The following is a 16192-nucleotide window of genomic DNA, read 5'->3' on the forward strand; positions in this document are numbered from 1 at the left end:
CCGTCGCGCGGGCCGACCTCGACGATCTCGATGTGACGGGTCATGGAACCTCCCTTGACGGCGATGGACCCGCGGGACGATAGATTCGCAGCCGCATCTCGTCGCCGTTCGAATAATCCAGCCCGTCCAACACCCCGACGCTTGCGGCGCGCGCGCCGGCACGCGCCAGGGCCTGGCGGAAGGCGGGCTCTTCGCGCGCTTCGACGATGGCCGGGCGATCCTCGGCGATGGCCCGGGCGGCATCCTCAGCCCCGCCGAGGTCGGTGGGCGTGCCTAACGCGAACACCAAACTGGGTTCGGCGTATCCCGCGACAGCGACCGGCGCTGGAGCGATGCCCTGGCGCGGCAACAGTCGCGCCTGCGCCATCGCCTGCTCGGCCCGCGCCGACAGCCACAACGGATCGAGCCTCGGGACCAGGCCCGCAGCCAACACGCCGTGTCCGAGTACGCCAAGGCATAGGGCCACGGCGGCGGCCTCGACCGGCGGGCGGCGGATCAGCATCCAGCCTCCGACGACACCGGCGGCGGCCAGGAGAGCCGCAGCCAGCGCGGCCGCCACCCCGTCGCGCGGATCGCCATACTCGAAGGTCAGATAGCCGACCCCGCCCGCCAACAGCAGGCCGGTCAGGGCCGCAAGCGCCGCGCCGGACCAGCGCGACACGCGTCCCAGGGGATCGCGCAGGGCCGCCGCCATCAGCCAGGCCAGCGCGCCGTAGGCCGGCAAGGTGTAGTGCACCAGCTTGGTGGGCGCGATCTCGAACACCAGCCAGGCCGGGATCAGCCAGCACAGGGCGAAGCGGACGCCCGGCTCCTTGCGCCCACGCCACCCCAGGATCAGCCCGGCGGGCAACAGCAGGCTGGTCGGGAACAGCAGCAGCGGCGCCAGAAGGGTGTGGTAGCCGAACGGCCCGCCGTGGGTCTCCTGGCCGCCGGCCAGCTTGGGCGCGAGGTCGCCGGCCAGCGCGGCGGTCCAGAACGCGCCGTCGGTGGCCACCGTCACCGCGCCGGCCCACGGCCCGCAGATGGCCATGAACACGATGAGACCCCAACCCCAGCCGAGGTCCTTGAGCCAGCCCGCGCGGCGGTCCCAGGCCGCCAGGGACAGCGCCGCCAGGATCACCACCAGCGGGCCCACCGGTCCCTTGACGATGGTGGCGAGCGCAAGCCCCAGCCAAAACAGCAGCCGCGTCAGCCGACCTCCGCCGCCCGAATCACGCGCGGCGTAGATCCGGCCCAAGGCCGCCGCGGCGAGCGTCGTCGCACCGCACAGCACCGCATCGGTCTTGGCGATGAACGCCTCCGTCGACAGCAGGAAGGTCGCGCCCAGCAGCACGCCGGCGAGCATGCCGGTGCGCGGGCCGAAGAAGGCGGCGGCTCCCCAGGCGCAGGCCGCCGCCGCCAGCATCGCGCCCAGCAGCGAGGGCAACCGATAGGCCCAGATCTCGCGCGCCTCGGGGCTGGAGACCAGGCTCACGCTCGCCGCTTGCAGCCAATGGATGCCGACCGGCTTCTTGAAGCGAGGCTGGTCCTGGTAGCGGATGACCACGAAGTCGCGGGTCTCCAGCATCTGGGCGGTGGCCTGGGCGAATCGCGATTCGTCGCGATCCAGCGGCGGCACGGCGAATACGCCTGGCAAGCCGGCCAGCAAGGCGACGAGCGCGGCCAGCGCCGGTCCTCTCCAGCCGCGGCCCCATCGGTCGAGGAAGGCGTCCAGCGTCATTCGCGCTAGATAGCACGATCCTTCCGCGCGCCGACTTTTCAGCTAAGGAAGGTCCTGTCCGCTCAAGGAAGACCATGGCCGAACCCCACGACACGCCCGCCGTCTCCGTCGTCGCGCCCGTTTTCGACGAAGAGGGCGCGGCCCCAGCGCTGGCCCGCGAGATCGCGGCAGCCTTCGCCGGCCGGGATTTCGAGATCGTCTTCGTCGACGACGCCAGCCGTGACGGCACGCGCGCGGCGCTGAACGGGCTGAAGGGCGAGATCCCGCAACTTCGCGTGCTGTCGCACCGCGCCAATTCCGGCCAGAGCCGGGCGATCCGCACCGGCGTGATGGCGGCCCGCGCGCCGCTGATCCTGACGCTGGACGGCGACGGCCAGAACGACCCGGCCGACGGGCCGAGGCTGGTGGACGCGCTGTCGGCCGGCGGTCCGGAATTGGCGTTGGTCGGCGGCGAGCGGGTCAAGCGCCAGGATTCACAGGCCAAGAAGATCGCCTCGAAGCTCGGCAACGGCGTGCGCAAGCGCCTGTTGAAGGACGTCGCCAACGACACCGGCTGCGGGCTGAAGGCGTTCCGCCGCGACGCCTTCCTGCGGCTGCCGTACTTTGATCACATCCACCGCTACCTACCGGCGCTGATGATCCGCGAGGGCTACCGGGTGGCGTTCATGCCGGTGAACCATCGCCACCGGCAGACCGGGCAGTCGAAGTACACCAACCTTGGTCGGCTCTGGGCGTCGTTGTCCGACCTGCTGGGGGTCATGTGGCTGCAATCGCGCTCGCGCAATCCGGTCGGCGTCGACGAAGCCTGAGCCGCGCGGGAGCGCTTGCGGTCGCGCAGGAAGCGGTTACCCCTTTAGGCGGGCCGCGGAGGCGGCTGGGGGAGATCCGATGTTCGCCGCGATTCCGCTGCTGATCCTGCCGCTGCTCGCCTACGACCTCATCGCGCTGACCATGCCGGGCGGTATGGCGGCGGTGGAGGCCCAAGCCCGCTTCGCCCAGCAGCTGTTCTCCATTCGTATGACCTCGCACATCGACTGGGCGGTCAGCCTCGGCGACGTGCTGCTCGCCGCCTCGCTGGTGGTTCTGTTCATCGAGTTGCTGAAATCGACCAACAGCCGGCGCGGCGCGATCATCAACCACGCGCTGTCGATGCTGCTGTTCATCGTCTGCCTGGTGCAGTTCCTGTTGGCGCCGGCCTGCGCCACCTCGGTGTTCTTTCTGATCACGCTGATGGTGCTGCTGGACGTCTTGGCCGGCTTCATCGTGACCATCGTCACGGCGCGCCGCGACATGGACTTCAGCGACGCCCGTTAGGCTGAGTGGCGCGCGGGCCTTCAGGTCAGGACGCTGAGGATCAAGGCCACGAAGGCGACGTCTAGGAAGCGGGTTGCTTTGAGGATCATGGCCAGGCCTGCGCGTGCGGGATTCACCACGCATTAAGCAAGACTGGCGCCAACCCCCGGCGGTTCCGCGCCCGAGGCGCGGCGAGGTTGTGCGTGCGCCGACAGACCGAATTGGCCTAGCGGCCCGGCGCTTTTAGCCGGGCGGGATGGTCAGATCTCGGTCTTGGCCGCGCCGCCGCGCCGGGCGCGACGGTCGGCGGACCCGGACCATTCGGTGCGAGCATAGCTGGACTTGGCGGCGTCCAGGGTCGCCGGACCGCCACGCAGACCCCGCTTCTGCCCATCCTGGCCGAGCAGTTGGGCGGCGAACACCGCTGCGCCGTCAACAGGCGCCTGCGCTGGAGGCGCCGGATCGACGATGGGACCGGAGACCGGCACCGGCAGGTTGCGGTCGTCCGCCGACGGGCTCGAATCCGCACGTCTGGCGTCGGAGCGCCGGCTGCGGCCGGCGGCGGCGGACTTACGGATCGGATCGATAGGCGCGGTCATGCGATGCGCATTGTCACGCGCCGCTGGTTAAGAAACGCTGCCGCAGACGTGCTTAGCGCTTGGCCAGCTTCTCGATCTGCGACTGCATCTCCTCCATCCGCTTGCGCAGATCTTCGAGCGCTTCGTCGCTGGCGGCGGCAGCCGGCGCGGCGGGCGCGGGCGTGTCGGTTCGCGGCGCGGCCGGGCCCTCGCCGGGACGGGTGTAGGCGAACGGCGAGAACATCTTCATCGCACGGTCGAACAGCGCCATGTTCTGGCGGATCTGTTCCTCCAACGCCGCGCCGCCCGGCGCGATTCCCGGGGTCAGGCCGGTGAACTGGCTGCGCAGGCGCTCCTGCTGCTGGGTGAAGCTCGCCAGCGACATCTCGAGATAGCTCGGCAGGAACGACTGCATCGAGTTACCGTAGAAGCCGATCAATTGACGCAGAAACTGGATCGGCAACAGGCTCTGGCCCTGACTTTCTTCCTCGAAGATGATCTGGGTCAGGACCGTGCGCGTGATTTCCTCGTTGGTCTTGGCGTCATAGACCACGAAATCGACGCCTTGCTTGACCATTTCCGAGAGATGCTCAAGCGTAACATACGAACTCGACGCCGTATTATAGAGCCGCCGGTTCGCATATTTCTTGATGACCACGCGTTCGCCGTTGGGTTTTGCGCCGTCTTCCGGGGTTTCCGCCATCCCAAATCCTTTTCGGGCTGAGCCGCTTAAGCGCCGCCGGCCCTTCTTCTGCACTGCAGTATCGCGGATGCGAGCGGATTGGCAAATCGCCGTTGATGTTACATGCGGGTCACTTCGCTCTTGCCCCGCGCAAAACGCGCTTCAATAGATGCGACTCCTGCTTTGCGAAGGGGTCCGCCAATGGGCGACATCGTCATCGTTTCCGCCGCGCGCACGCCGGTCGGCTCATTCAACGGCACGCTCTCCAGCCTGCCCGCCCACGAGCTCGGCAGAATCGCCATCGAGGCCGCGCTGCAACGCGCCGGAGTGTCGGCCAGCGACGTCGACGAGGTGATCCTGGGACAGGTGCTGCAGGCCGGCGCCGGCCAGGGGCCCGCGCGTCAGGCGTCGATCAAGGCCGGCGTGCCGGTGGAGTCGCCCGCCTGGAGCCTGAACCAGCTTTGCGGCTCGGGCCTGCGCGCGGTTGCGCTGGGCGCCCAGCAGATCGCCGACGGCTCGGCCAAGATCGTCGTCGCCGGCGGCCAGGAGAGCATGAGCCAGTCGCCGCACGCCGCCCACATCCGCAACGGCCAGAAGATGGGCGACCTGGGCTTCGTCGACACCATGATCAAGGACGGGCTGTGGGACGCCTTCCACGGCTACCACATGGGTCAGACGGCGGAGAACATCGCCGCGCGCTGGCAGATCACCCGCGACGACCAGGACCGCTTCGCCGTGGCCAGCCAGAACAAGGCCGAGGCCGCGCAGAAGTCCGGCAAGTTCGCCGACGAGATCGCTCCGGTGACGATCAAGGGCCGCAAGGGCGACGTGATCGTCGACCAGGACGAGTACATCCGCGCAGGCGCGACGCTGGAATCGATGTCCAGCCTGCGCCCGGCCTTCACCAAGGAAGGCTCGGTCACCGCCGGCAACGCCTCTGGCCTGAACGACGGCGCGGCGGCGCTGGTGCTGATGAGCGCCGAGGAAGCCAAGGCCCGCGGCCTGAAGCCGCTCGCGCGCATCGCCTCGTGGGCGCACGCCGGCGTAGAGCCCGAGATCATGGGCACCGGGCCGATCCCCGCCAGCCGCAAGGCGCTGGAGAAGGCGGGCTGGAACGTCGGCGACCTCGACCTGATCGAGTCCAACGAAGCCTTCGCCGCCCAGTCGATCTGCGTCGTGCGCGACTTGGGCCTTGATCCTGAGCGGGTGAACGTCAATGGCGGCGCGATCGCCATCGGCCACCCGATCGGCGCGTCCGGCGCGCGCATCCTGACCACCCTGCTGCACGAGATGAAACGTTCGGGAGCCGCCAAGGGCCTGGCGACATTGTGCGTCGGCGGCGGCATGGGCGTCGCGATGTGCGTCGAAGCTGTTTGAACAACTGGTCCGGATCAACCGGGCCGGCGTCTAGGGAGGATATGAGCGATGGCCAGGGTGGCGTTTGTCACGGGTGGAACCCGTGGCATCGGGCGGGCGATCTGCGAGCGCTTGAAGAATGACGGGATGGCGGTCGCCGCCGGCTACTCTGGCAACGAGGCGGCGGCCGAGGCCTGCGCCCGCGAACTGGGCGTGATGGTGGTCAAGGGCAACGTCGGCAATTTCGACGACTGCAAACGGGCGGTCGACCTGGTGGCCGCGGAACTCGGGCCCATCGACATCCTGGTCAACAACGCCGGCATCACCCGCGACGGCGTGTTTCATCGCATGAACTCCGAACAATGGTCGGACGTGATCCGGGTCAACATGGACAGCGTGTTCAACATGACCCGGCAGGTGATCGAGGGCATGCGCGAACGCGAATGGGGCCGGGTCATCAACATCTCGTCGATCAACGGCCAGAAGGGCCAGATGGGCCAGACCAACTACTCGGCCGCCAAGGCCGGCGTCATCGGCTTCACCAAGGCGCTCGCCCTGGAGAACGCCAAGAAAGGCGTCACCGTCAACTGCATCGCGCCGGGTTACATCGACACCGAGATGGTGCAGGCGGTGCCAGAAAAAGTGCTGGAATCGATCATCAGCCAGATCCCCGTCGGACGCCTCGGCCGCGGTGAGGAAATCGCCGACATGGTGGCGTTCCTGGCCGGCGAACATGCCGGCTACGTGACCGGTTCAACGCTGTCGCTGAACGGCGGACAGTTGATGGCGGGTTAAGTCTGGACGCGAGCGTCCAAAAAGCGCCCCACTCAAGCGTCATGTCTTAACGCGTCATGGCGAGCGACACACCGGCGATCCTGAGAGCCTTCCTGCTCGCGACCCTCGTCGGGACGGGCGGGACCGGATTCGTCGGACAAGCCCTGGCGGCGCCGGAAACCCTTCGCGAAGGCCTGTTCGGCGGCCGCACGCCGGACGGTCGCAGCTCCACCGCCGCGCCGGCGGTGGCGCGCTACGTCTCCGAAGACGGCCAGTCCTTCATCCTCGACCGCACCCAGGGGCGGCCGCTGTTGAAGTTCGAGAACAGTCCCGAGGTGTGGGCGCTGCTGCCGCAGCCGGCTCCGCGGGGCGACGTGATCTACAAGAACGATCTGGGCGAGCCGGTGCTCCGCGCCACCCGACTGGGTGGTGTCACCGTATTCACCGACACCCGCCCGGGAGGCTCGGCCGCCGCACTGGCGGGCGGGGCGACGCCGCTGAAGCTTGCGCCTCTGGGCCCTCAGGCGCTGCTCGAACGCCTGGCGCAGGCGACATTGCGCGCCAGCCGCGCGGCGCGGCGGCTGATCACCTTCGAGGCCGAGGCGACGCCCGCGTCTTCCGCCCTGATCGCCGATGCGGCCACGGTCGCGGCTGAGGCGGTGGTGCGCATGGCCCGCCGCGGCGATGGCAAGCAGATGCTGGCCCGGTTCAACAAGGTCACCCTGGTCGCCGGCCGCAAACCTAGCACCGTGATCCAACAAGGCGTGATGCGTATCACCGTGGCGCCGGGCGAGGGCCTCGCTGGCCGGCCGTCCTCCGACCGGATCCTGGCGACCCTCGAGCGCTAAGCTTCAGCCCTTGAACTCGTCCTTGGCCTTGCGCACGGCGGCGAACGCCTCGTAGTCCGCGGCTCCACCGACCCCCATCGCCGCCGCCAGCAGGGGCGCCCGCAGGAACGGATTGGTCGCCTTCTCGAGTGCGATCGTGGTGGGCACCGTGGGCTCGCCGCGTTCGCGGGCCGCGAACACCTGGTCGGCGCGGGCCCTTAGCGCCGGGTCCTGGTCCACCGAGAGTGCGAAGCGGGCGTTGGCGGCGGTGTACTCGTGCGCGCAATAAACCGTCGTGGCTTCCGGCAGGGCGGCCAGGCGCTGCAGGCTGGTCCACATCTGCTGCGGCGTGCCCTCGAACAATCGCCCGCAACCCAGAGCGAACAGGGTGTCGCCAACGAAGGCGATGGAGTCGGCGGCGTCGTGATAGGCGATGTGACCCAAGGTGTGGCCGCCGGTCTCGATCACCTCGAAGGTGGTCTCGCCCAACTGCACACGGTCACCGCCGTGCACTTCGCGGTCGACGGGCGACAGCTTCTCGACCTCGCCGGGCCCGACCACGACGGCGCCAGTCGCGGCTTTGATCTCGGCGTTTCCCCCGGCGTGGTCCGGATGCCAGTGCGTGTTGAGGATCAGGGTCAGCGACCAACCTAGCTTGTCGAGTTCGCGCAGGATCGCCTGGGCGTCTGGCGTGTCGATGCAGGCGGTCTGGCCGGTCGCTTCGTCGCGCGCCAGGAAGCCGTAATTGTCCTGGAGGCACGGGAACTGATGGACGATGAGGGGCATGGCGGTCTCCGCTAGGGCGACTGGGGCTGGTCTTCGGCCTGGCCGCGGCGCGGCCGGCGGGACAATCGGTCAGCGTCGATTTAGGTTGCGCACAGGCCATAGTCGAGCGTTCCCATCCTGATCATGCGTCGTGACGTGCTCGAGCTTCGCGAATTCTACGCCTCTCCCCTGGGGCGTGCCGCCCGCGACATGGTCGGGCGCAAGGTCGTCGAGGTGTGGGGCGACGCCCGCGGACTGGATGTTCTGGCGCTGGGTTACGCGACCCCGTTCGTGGGCGCGCTGCGGCCGGCCGCGCGTCGGGTGACGGCGGCCATGCCGGCCCAGCAGGGCGTCGAGCTGTGGCCCGCGGGCGAGCCCAACCTCACCTGCCTCGCTGACGAAGACGCCCTGCCGTTCGCCAACGCCCTGTTCGACCGCATCCTCTGCGTCCACGCCCTGGAGGAGAGCCCCGATCCCGCGGCGCTGCTGCGCGAGGTGGGCCGCATCCTCGCCCCGTCTGGCCGAGTGATCGTCGCCGTAGCCGCCCGCAACGGCCCCTGGGCCAATGTCGAGGCGACGCCGTTTGGCCACGGTCGACCCTACAGCCGCCGCCAGTTGGGCGAACTGCTCCGCGAAGCCGACCTGGAGCCGTCAGGATGGACCCGCGCGCTCTATGCTCCGCCGATCTCGTGGGCGGCGCGCTGGGCGGAAGGCTTCGAGAGCGCCGGCTCCAGGTTGTGGCCGCAGTTTGCGGGCCTGGTGCTGATGGAGGCGGTGAAGCAGGCCTTCGCGGTCAAGCCGAGGGGCGCGCGGGCGCGGGTGCGGGTGGCCCGGCCGCTGCTGGCGCCGGCTCCGGCGGGCGCGGCGCCTGTTTCCCAGGCGCCGCCGAGGCGGAGTTCACAGAGCCTCTTGGAGGCGTCCGCCGAACGCCCTAGCGTGCAGGACATCGCCGCGGGCCGCGGCCATAATTGGGAGCCGTCCTCATGAAGATGATCATCGCGGTCATCAAGCCGAGCCGTCTGGACGCCGTGCTCGAGGCCGTGACGGACGCCGGCGCCTCTGGGCTCACCGTCACAGAGGTGCGCGGCTACGGCCGCCAGCGCGGCAAGACCGAAGTCTATCGGGGCGCGGAATACGAGGTGAAGCTGCTGCCCAAGGTGAAGCTGGAGATCGCGGTGCCATCCGACATCCTCGATGCGGTGGTCGAGGCGATCTCACGCACCGCCAACACCGGCAAGATCGGCGACGGCAAGGTCTTCGTCCTCGACCTCGAACAGGCGCTGCGCATCCGCACCGGCGACCGCGACGCCGCCGCTATCGCAGGCTAACGCTTAAGGGTCGCCGTCTCCGGTTCGCCGAGCAGGTCGTATGCGACGGCCGGGCCGGACGCTTTGCTCTCGCCGCGCCGGCTCAGCAGAAACAGCGCCGTCTCCGCCCGCCAGTTCTCGATCGGCAGGGCCGGGTTGATCGCCCGCGCCGGCTTGCCGCTGGCCAGCGCCGCGCAAGCGTCGATCCGCAGGTCCAAATCCTCGCATAGCGCGGTGAAGTCACGCAGCGTGCACAGGTGGATGTTCGGCGTCGACCACCAGGGTTGGGGCAGGGCCTTGGTCTCCGGCATCCGCCCGCGGGTGACCAGCGCCAGGCGCACCCGCCAGTGGCCGAAGTTGGGGAACGACACCACCGCCCGCTCGGCGATGCGCAGCAGCTCGGCCAGCGCATGGCGCGGATCGCGCATCTGCTGCAGGCTGTCGGACAGCACCGCATAGTCGAACGCCCGCGTCGGGAAGTGGTCGAGGTCGTGGTCGGCGTCGCCCTGCACCACGGCCAGGCCGCGGGCCAGGCAGGCCGAGACGCCAGCCGGACTGATCTCCAGCCCCTGTCCGTCGACGCCCTTCTCGCGGGCCAGCAGCTCCAGCAATTCGCCTTCCGCGCAGCCGACGTCGAGCACCCGCGTGCCCGGGCGCACCAGCCGCAGGATCTCGCGGAAATCCTCGCGGCCGGAACCCTCCCGCGCCGCGCTCACTTCAGGCCCCGCACCTGCGCCGCCGAGGCGAAGAAGCCGCGCAGGGATAGGTCGAGCTGCGGCTCGTCGAGGAAGAAGGCGTCGTGCCCCTTGTCGGTCTCGATCTCGGCGAAACTCGCCCGGCAGCCGGCGGCGTTCAGCGCGCGCACGATGTCGCGGCTCTCGATCGTCGGGTAGAGCCAGTCGGAAGAGAATGACAGGACACAGAAGCGAACGTTGCGGGCCCGGCGGAACGCCTCGACCAGCACCCCGCCGTGTGCGCCCGCCAGGTCGAAATAGTCCAGGGCGCGGGTGATGTAGAGGTAGGAGTTGGCGTCGAAGCGATCGACGAAACTCGCCCCCTGGTGACGCAGGTAGCTCTCCACCTGGAAGTCGGCGTCGAAGCCCCACGACAGACCGTCGCGCTGCAGCTCGCGGCCAAACCGCCGCTGCAGGGCGGGCTCCGACAGGTAGGTGATGTGCGCGGCCATGCGCGCCACCGCCAGGCCCTTTTCCGGTCGCACGCCCTGTTCCTCGTAGGCGCCGCCGCGCCAGTCGGGGTCGGCCATGATCGCTTGGCGCCCGACCTCGTGGAAGGCGATGTTTTGCGCCGAATGGCGCGGCGCCGCGGCGATGCACACCGCCGAGAACAGCTTTTCCGGATAGTCGGCCGCCCACTGCAGCACCTGCATGCCGCCCATCGAGCCGCCGACCACGGCGAACAGGGTGTCTACGCCCAGCGCCTCGATCAGCATCGCCTGGGCGCGGACCATGTCGGCGATGGTGATCACCGGGAAGCTCAGGCCGTAAGGCTTGCCGGTCTCGGGGTTGGTGGAGCTCGGGCCCAGCGAGCCCATGCAGCCGCCGATGACGTTGACGCAGATGATGAAATAGCGCCCCGGGTCCAGGGGCAGGCCCGGGCCGATCACCCGGCTCCACCAGCCCGGCTTGCCGGTCACCGGATGGATCGAGGCGGCGTGCTGGTCGCCGGTCAGTGCGTGACAGACCAGCACGGCGTTCGACTTGTCAGCATTGAGCACGCCATAGGTCTTGTAGGCGACCTCCAGCGGCGCCAGCGACGCGCCGGACTCAAGGCGCAGCGGACGGTCAGACGGGAAGCGGTGGACGCCGCCGCCCGTCTGCACGCCGTCGCCGTCGGTGATTGCGGCCCCCGCCAGGGTCTGGGTCATCGCGCCTTGGACCGCCAAGCTATAAATCTGTCAACCGCTTCGCGCGACGCGCACCGGGGGCTATGACGGCGCCGACGGAGAGATGATGAACCGGCTGATCCTTCTACGGCATGGCGAGGCGGAACGCGACGCCGCCAGCGGCGACGACTTCGATCGTCATCTAACGGCGCGCGGCTGGCGCGAGGCCGAGGGCGCGGCGATCGCGCTGGCGGCGGAGTCGATCCGGCCCGTGCTGGCCCTGGTGTCTTCGGCGCCGCGGGCGCTGGAGACCTGGCGCGCCTGCGAGCCGGCGTTTCCCAATGCGCGCGAACAGATCGAGCCGGCGCTCTACAGCGTCGACGCCGCCGGCATCCGCCGCCTCGCCGAGGCGGCCGGCGTGGTGAGCGGCGCGGTGATGGTGGTGGGCCACAATCCCGGCGTCCAGGACCTCGCCGTCCAGCTCCTGGCGGAAGGTTCGGCGCCGCCGTCGGAGATCGCCCGCATGGAGCGGCGGTTTCCAACGGGCGCGGCGGCGGTGTTCGCATTCCACGACGACGGCGCGCCGGTGTTCGAGGGCCTGTTCCTGGCGCCGCCGGGGATCGCCGAATGAGCCGCGTCTACAAGATCCTGGGCCTGGACGAGTGGCGCGAGGCGCTGCGCACCGGCCGGTTCGCCGGCTCCACCGTCGACCTGCAGGACGGTTATATCCATCTCAGCACCGCAGATCAGGCCCAGCAGACGGCGAGCCGGCACTACGCTGGCCGGGCCGCTCTGGTGACCCTGGAGCTTGAGGCCGACGACCTCGGGGAGGCGCTGCGCTGGGAGCCGTCACGCGGCGGCGCGCTGTTCCCGCACCTCTATGGCGTGCTGGATGTCGGCCTGGTGCGCGCGGTGCGCCAGGCGCCGCTGGGGGCCGACGGCGTGCCTCACGTGGACCTGGGCGCATGAGCGGGCTGCATGACGCCGCTGCGCGCGCCCTGCACGTCCTTGATCCCGAGGACGCTCACCGCGTGGCCCTGCTGGGGCTACGCGCCGGTCTGGGACCTGTGGGCGGCGCCGACGACCCGATCCTGGCGACCGACCTCGGCGGGCTTGCGGTCGGCAACTGCGTGGGCCTGGCGCCCGGGTTCGACAAGGACGCCCAGGTGTTTGCGTCCATGCTGCGGGCCGGCTTCGGCTTCGTGGAGTGCGGCACAGTCACGCCTCAGCCCCAGGTCGGCAACCCCCGGCCGCGCCTGTTCCGGCTCACCGAGGATCGAGGGGTGATCAACCGCATGGGGTTCAACAATCGCGGTCTGGACGCCTTCGCCTCGCGGCTGGCGCACCGGCGCGGGCCGGTGGGGGCTAATATCGGCGCGAACAAGGACGCTGAAGATCGCATCGGCGACTATGTCGCCGGACTCACCCGTCTCTGGGGCCTCGCCAGCTATTTCACGATCAACATCTCGTCGCCGAACACACCGGGACTGCGCGCCCTGCAGACCAAGGCTGCGCTGGCGGAACTCCTGGGCCGCCTGGCCGAGCGCCGCGACGCCCTGCCGCCGGCGGGCAAGGTCCCGATGTTCCTGAAGGTCGCGCCCGACCTGGAGGACGGCGAGGTGGAGACCATCGTCGAGACCAGTGTCGCCCAGGGGCTCGCCGGAATCGTCGTCTCAAACACCACCGTGACGCGGCCTGCGCTGGCGTCGCGCTTCGCCGGCGAGGCCGGCGGCCTGTCCGGCGCGCCGCTGCGCGAGCTTTCCACCCGCATGCTGGCCGCCTTCGCCCAGGCCGCCGGTGATCGCTTGACGCTGGTGGGCGCAGGCGGCGTCGCCTCCGGGGCGGACGCCTACGCCAAGATCCGCGCCGGCGCCCGTGCGGTGCAGCTTTACTCGGCCCTGGTGTTCGAGGGGCCGGGCCTGGTCGAACGCATCAAGCGCGATCTGGCGCAGCGATTGCGCGCCGACGGCTTCCAATCGGTCGCTGAGGCCGCTTGCGCGCGCTAGCGGCGGCGCTGCGAGCGGCTCGCGTTGCCGAACGCGCGCCGGCGCCTTAACGAGGACGGCATGGCGGACGCCCCCTCGCCGCAGGCGCTTCAAAAGCCGCACCGGCGCCGCTTCTTCTGGCCGGGCGGCCTCTCGACGCGCCTGCTGATCCTGACCGCATTGTTCGTCGCCCTGGGCGGCGCGCTGGTGCTGCCGCCAGTCCTCGCCACCTTCGAGGAGCAATGGCTGCTGGACCGCGTGCGCGCCGCCGAGCTCGCGTCCCTCGCCCCCGAGGTCGCGCCCGAGCGGGTGGTCAGCGAACAGCTCGCCGCCCAGCTGCTCGAAGGCGCCGGCGTCGAGCGCGTCGCGGTGCAGGAGCAGGGCATGCGCCGGCTGGTGCTGGGCGGTCGTCGGATGACTACCACGCCCTATCTGGTCGACCTGCGCGACCAGGCCCCGGGCTCGTGGCTCGCCGCGCCATTCCAGACCCTGTTCGGCGGCGAAGGTCGTCGCGTGCGGGTCGTCGCCGAACCGCGCTTCCGCAAGGCCGACTTCGTCGAGATCGTCGCCCCCGACACCGAGCTGAAGCGCGACCTGCGCCAGTTCCTGCTGCGTCTGATGGTGGTCACCGCCTTCGTCTCGACGATGGCCGGCGTGCTGGTCTATCTGTCGCTGAACTTCTTCCTGGTGCGCCCGATGCAGCGGATCACCCGCTCGATGGAGCGCTTCCGCGCTGACCCTGACGATCCCGCCGCTCGCATCGAACTGTCCGGCCGTCGCGACGAGGTCGGCCGCGCCGAGGTGGAGCTGGACCTGATGCAGGGCGACCTGCGCACGGCGCTCAACTCCCGCGCCCGGCTGGCGGCGCTGGGCGAGGCGGTGGCCAAGATCAACCACGACCTGCGCAACATGCTGACCAGCGCCCAGATCGCCTCCGAGCGGCTGGCGGCGCTGAAGGACCCGAAGGTCAGCCAGGCGCTGCCCAGGCTGGAACGCGCCCTCGATCGGGCGGTGAAGCTCGCCACCGACGTGCTGACCTACGGCAAGACCCAGGAGGCGGCGCCGGACGCTGGCCCGGTCCCGCTGCTGGCCGCGCTGGAGATGGCGGCCGAGGAAGCGCGGATGTCCGACGAGGGCGTCCGGTTGGTGGTCGAGGCCGGTCGCGCCGAACAGGTGAGCGCCGATCCCGACCAGCTGCACCGGATCCTCGTCAACCTGTTGCGCAACGCCCGCGAGGCCATCGAACGACAGCAGGGGCGCGAGTCGCCGGGCGAAGTGCGCGTCTCCATGACCCAGGCCGACGACGTCAGCCTGGTCCGCTTCGCCGACAACGGGCCGGGCGTGCCCGAGCGGCTGCGCGAGCGTCTGTTCCAGCCGTTCGCCAGCTCCGGACGGCCCGACGGCGCGGGCTTGGGCCTGGCCATCGCGCGAGAGTTGGCCCAGGGCCATGGCGGCGACCTGACGTTGGTGGAGAGCAGCCCGCGGGGCTCGGTGTTCGAGCTCAAGTTGCCCGGTGCGCCAGGGCCGTTGCGCCGCCGCCGCGCCCGTCCGGCGCCTGAGGGCGGAGAGCTGCCGGCTAAGCCCTAGAAACCGATCGCCTTGCCTTCGCGCCGAGGGTCCGCGCCGCCTTCCAGGCCGCCGCCGGGCAGCGCCTTCACTCCGTGCAGGCCCGAACCTTCCGCCGCCCCGCCGCTCTTCAGCACGATCCCCTTGGCGGTCAGGCCAGCCGCGATGGCGGGGTTCATCCTGCCGAGTTCGGCCCCGTAGTTGGCGCCGCGCGCCACCAGGTTCGGCAGGTCGATGGCCGCCTGCATCGACAGTTTCCAGTCCAGGACGCCCACCAGGGCCTTGAGGTTGTAGGCGATGATCGACGGGCCGCCGGGCGACCCTACGGCGGCGACGAAGCGCCCGTCGCGATCCAGCACGATGGTCGGCGACATCGCCGAACGCGGCCGCTTGCCCGGCGCCACCGCGTTGGCCGCCGGCGTCCCGTCGTCCTGCGTCGGCGAGAAGGAGAAGTCGGTGATCTGATTGTTGAGGAAGAAGCCCGCCACCATCCGGCCCGAGCCGAAGATGCTCTCCACCGTGGTGGTCATCGAGACCACGTCGCCATCGGCGTCGACGACTACGAAGTGGGTCGTGCCGCCAGGCTCGCGCGTCGCATCCGGCCCCCAGACGGGCGCGCCCTTGGGCTTGCCCGGCGCGGGCGGTGGCCCGGCGGTCGGGCCGATCAGCCTGGCCCGCGCGTCGAGATAGGTCGGATCCAGCAGGCCTTCGACGGGCACGGTGACGAAATCCGGATCGGCCAGGTAACGGTCGCGGTCGGCGTACATCAGCCGGCTGGCCTCGGCGAACAGGTACCAGCCTTGCGGGTCGGCGGGCCCGTGAGCGGCGATGTCGGTGCGCTCCAATATGCCCAGCGCCTCCAGCACCGCGGGCCCGCCGGACGGCGCCGGCGGCACGCACACCACATAGATCCGGTAGGGCCGGCACAGCGCCGGATCGGATTTCGGCCGGTAGCCCGCGAGGTCGGCCATCGACAGCGCGCCTGGGATGGGGTCGCCATGCACACGCGCCACGATCGCCTCGGCGATCGGGCCTTCCAGCAAGGCTTTCGGTCCGTTGGCGGCGATCGCCCGCACTGTGGCCGCATAGGCCGGATTGCGCAGCACGTCGCCGGCGGCGTACTTCGCCCCGTCCGGCTTGGTGAAATAGGCGATGGTGTCGGGCGCCGAAGTCTCCGGCTCCTTGGAGGCGATCATCCCGGCCAGCCGCGGGCTGACCACGAAGCCGTCGGCGGCCAGTCGTTCGGCGTCGGCGAACAGGCCGCTCCAGGCCAGCTTGCCGAACCGCGCCTGGGCCATGGCCAGCATGGCCACGGCGCCAGGAGCCCCGGTGGCGCGGCCACTCAGCACCGCGACGCGAAACGGCAGAGGCTTGCCGTTCGGGTCGAGAAACATCCCTGGCGTCGCCCCGGCCGGCGCCGTCTCGCGGCCGTTGAACGCGGTGACCTGCCGTGTCGCCGAGTCGTAGTAGGTCATGAAGGCGCCGCCGCCGAGGCC

General features: G+C 70.1%; 18 protein-coding genes. 11 read left to right on the plus strand and 7 right to left on the minus strand.

Annotated elements, in window-relative coordinates:
- Positions 1-40: 40 nt before the first annotated feature.
- On the minus strand, positions 41-1720 hold the full coding sequence (locus tag Q8M88_RS00005; protein WP_305593811.1) for a glycosyltransferase family 39 protein: 1680 nt from the start codon (positions 1718-1720) through the stop codon (positions 41-43).
- A gap of 74 nt (positions 1721-1794) precedes the next feature.
- Between Q8M88_RS00005 and Q8M88_RS00010 the strand changes: the two genes are divergently transcribed.
- Both Q8M88_RS00010 and Q8M88_RS00015 read left to right on the plus strand, forming a co-directional pair.
- Entirely contained in the window at positions 1795-2529 is a 735-nt protein-coding gene (locus tag Q8M88_RS00010; protein ID WP_305593813.1) for a glycosyltransferase family 2 protein, read from the plus strand.
- A gap of 79 nt (positions 2530-2608) precedes the next feature.
- Positions 2609-3034 carry a hypothetical protein gene (locus tag Q8M88_RS00015; protein ID WP_305593815.1) on the plus strand — a complete coding sequence of 142 codons (426 nt, stop codon included), beginning with the start codon at positions 2609-2611 and terminating at the stop codon, positions 3032-3034.
- A 239-nt stretch (positions 3035-3273) separates the two neighbouring features.
- On the opposite strand, the gene Q8M88_RS00020 is transcribed toward Q8M88_RS00015, so the two are convergent.
- Positions 3274-3612, minus strand: coding sequence for a hypothetical protein (locus Q8M88_RS00020; protein WP_305593817.1), 339 nt, complete (start codon positions 3610-3612; stop codon positions 3274-3276).
- 52 nt (positions 3613-3664) lie between these two features.
- Positions 3665-4294 carry a polyhydroxyalkanoate synthesis repressor PhaR gene (gene phaR / locus Q8M88_RS00025; protein WP_305593820.1) on the minus strand — a complete coding sequence of 210 codons (630 nt, stop codon included), beginning with the start codon at positions 4292-4294 and terminating at the stop codon, positions 3665-3667.
- Between the two features lie 180 nt (positions 4295-4474).
- Between phaR and Q8M88_RS00030 the strand changes: the two genes are divergently transcribed.
- From Q8M88_RS00030 to Q8M88_RS00040, 3 genes are read left to right on the plus strand one after another with little or no spacing between them, the layout of a single operon-like run.
- The gene (locus Q8M88_RS00030; protein ID WP_305593822.1) at positions 4475-5650 is read left to right on the plus strand and encodes an acetyl-CoA C-acetyltransferase; all 1176 of its coding nucleotides are present in this window, start codon (positions 4475-4477) and stop codon (positions 5648-5650) included.
- A gap of 48 nt (positions 5651-5698) precedes the next feature.
- On the plus strand, positions 5699-6424 hold the full coding sequence (gene phbB / locus Q8M88_RS00035; protein ID WP_305593824.1) for an acetoacetyl-CoA reductase: 726 nt from the start codon (positions 5699-5701) through the stop codon (positions 6422-6424).
- Between the two features lie 56 nt (positions 6425-6480).
- Positions 6481-7251: a DUF4908 domain-containing protein gene (locus Q8M88_RS00040; protein WP_305593826.1), complete on the plus strand. Its 771-nt coding sequence runs from the start codon at positions 6481-6483 to the stop codon at positions 7249-7251.
- Between the two features lie 3 nt (positions 7252-7254).
- Here the strand turns inward: Q8M88_RS00040 and gloB are convergent, their stop codons facing one another.
- A complete protein-coding gene (gloB, locus tag Q8M88_RS00045; protein WP_305593828.1) occupies positions 7255-8016 on the minus strand; it encodes a hydroxyacylglutathione hydrolase in 762 nt (253 codons plus the stop codon).
- A gap of 123 nt (positions 8017-8139) precedes the next feature.
- On the opposite strand from gloB, the gene Q8M88_RS00050 reads away from it, so the two are divergent.
- The gene (locus Q8M88_RS00050; protein ID WP_305593830.1) at positions 8140-8982 is read left to right on the plus strand and encodes a methyltransferase domain-containing protein; all 843 of its coding nucleotides are present in this window, start codon (positions 8140-8142) and stop codon (positions 8980-8982) included.
- Positions 8979-9323 carry a P-II family nitrogen regulator gene (locus Q8M88_RS00055; RefSeq protein ID WP_305593832.1) on the plus strand — a complete coding sequence of 115 codons (345 nt, stop codon included), beginning with the start codon at positions 8979-8981 and terminating at the stop codon, positions 9321-9323. The genes Q8M88_RS00050 and Q8M88_RS00055 overlap by 4 nt, the downstream gene beginning before the upstream one ends.
- On the opposite strand, the gene metW is transcribed toward Q8M88_RS00055, so the two are convergent.
- Positions 9320-10018, minus strand: coding sequence for a methionine biosynthesis protein MetW (gene metW / locus Q8M88_RS00060; protein ID WP_305593834.1), 699 nt, complete (start codon positions 10016-10018; stop codon positions 9320-9322). The genes Q8M88_RS00055 and metW overlap by 4 nt on opposite strands.
- On the minus strand, positions 10015-11187 hold the full coding sequence (locus Q8M88_RS00065; protein WP_305593845.1) for a homoserine O-acetyltransferase: 1173 nt from the start codon (positions 11185-11187) through the stop codon (positions 10015-10017). Before Q8M88_RS00065 ends, metW begins: the two co-directional genes overlap by 4 nt.
- Before the next feature lie 85 nt (positions 11188-11272).
- Here Q8M88_RS00065 and Q8M88_RS00070 point away from each other — a divergent pair, with 85 nt between their 5' ends.
- From Q8M88_RS00070 to Q8M88_RS00085, 4 genes are read left to right on the plus strand one after another with little or no spacing between them, the layout of a single operon-like run.
- Positions 11273-11776 carry a histidine phosphatase family protein gene (locus Q8M88_RS00070; RefSeq protein ID WP_305593836.1) on the plus strand — a complete coding sequence of 168 codons (504 nt, stop codon included), beginning with the start codon at positions 11273-11275 and terminating at the stop codon, positions 11774-11776.
- Positions 11773-12114, plus strand: a complete 342-nt coding sequence (locus Q8M88_RS00075; RefSeq protein WP_305593838.1) for a DUF952 domain-containing protein — start codon at positions 11773-11775, stop codon at positions 12112-12114. The genes Q8M88_RS00070 and Q8M88_RS00075 overlap by 4 nt, the downstream gene beginning before the upstream one ends.
- The gene (locus Q8M88_RS00080) at positions 12111-13151 is read left to right on the plus strand and encodes a quinone-dependent dihydroorotate dehydrogenase (protein ID WP_305593839.1); all 1041 of its coding nucleotides are present in this window, start codon (positions 12111-12113) and stop codon (positions 13149-13151) included. Before Q8M88_RS00075 ends, Q8M88_RS00080 begins: the two co-directional genes overlap by 4 nt.
- 60 nt (positions 13152-13211) lie before the next feature.
- Positions 13212-14717 (plus strand): HAMP domain-containing sensor histidine kinase, encoded by a 1506-nt coding sequence (locus Q8M88_RS00085; protein ID WP_305593841.1) that lies wholly within the window; start codon positions 13212-13214, stop codon positions 14715-14717.
- On the opposite strand, the gene Q8M88_RS00090 is transcribed toward Q8M88_RS00085, so the two are convergent.
- The coding region (locus tag Q8M88_RS00090; RefSeq protein WP_305593843.1) for a gamma-glutamyltransferase family protein at positions 14714-16192 on the minus strand (1479 nt) is incomplete at its 5' end. The genes Q8M88_RS00085 and Q8M88_RS00090 overlap by 4 nt on opposite strands.

It is taken from the genome of Phenylobacterium sp. (genome assembly GCF_030693805.1).
In the GTDB taxonomy this organism is placed as follows: domain Bacteria; phylum Pseudomonadota; class Alphaproteobacteria; order Caulobacterales; family Caulobacteraceae; genus Phenylobacterium.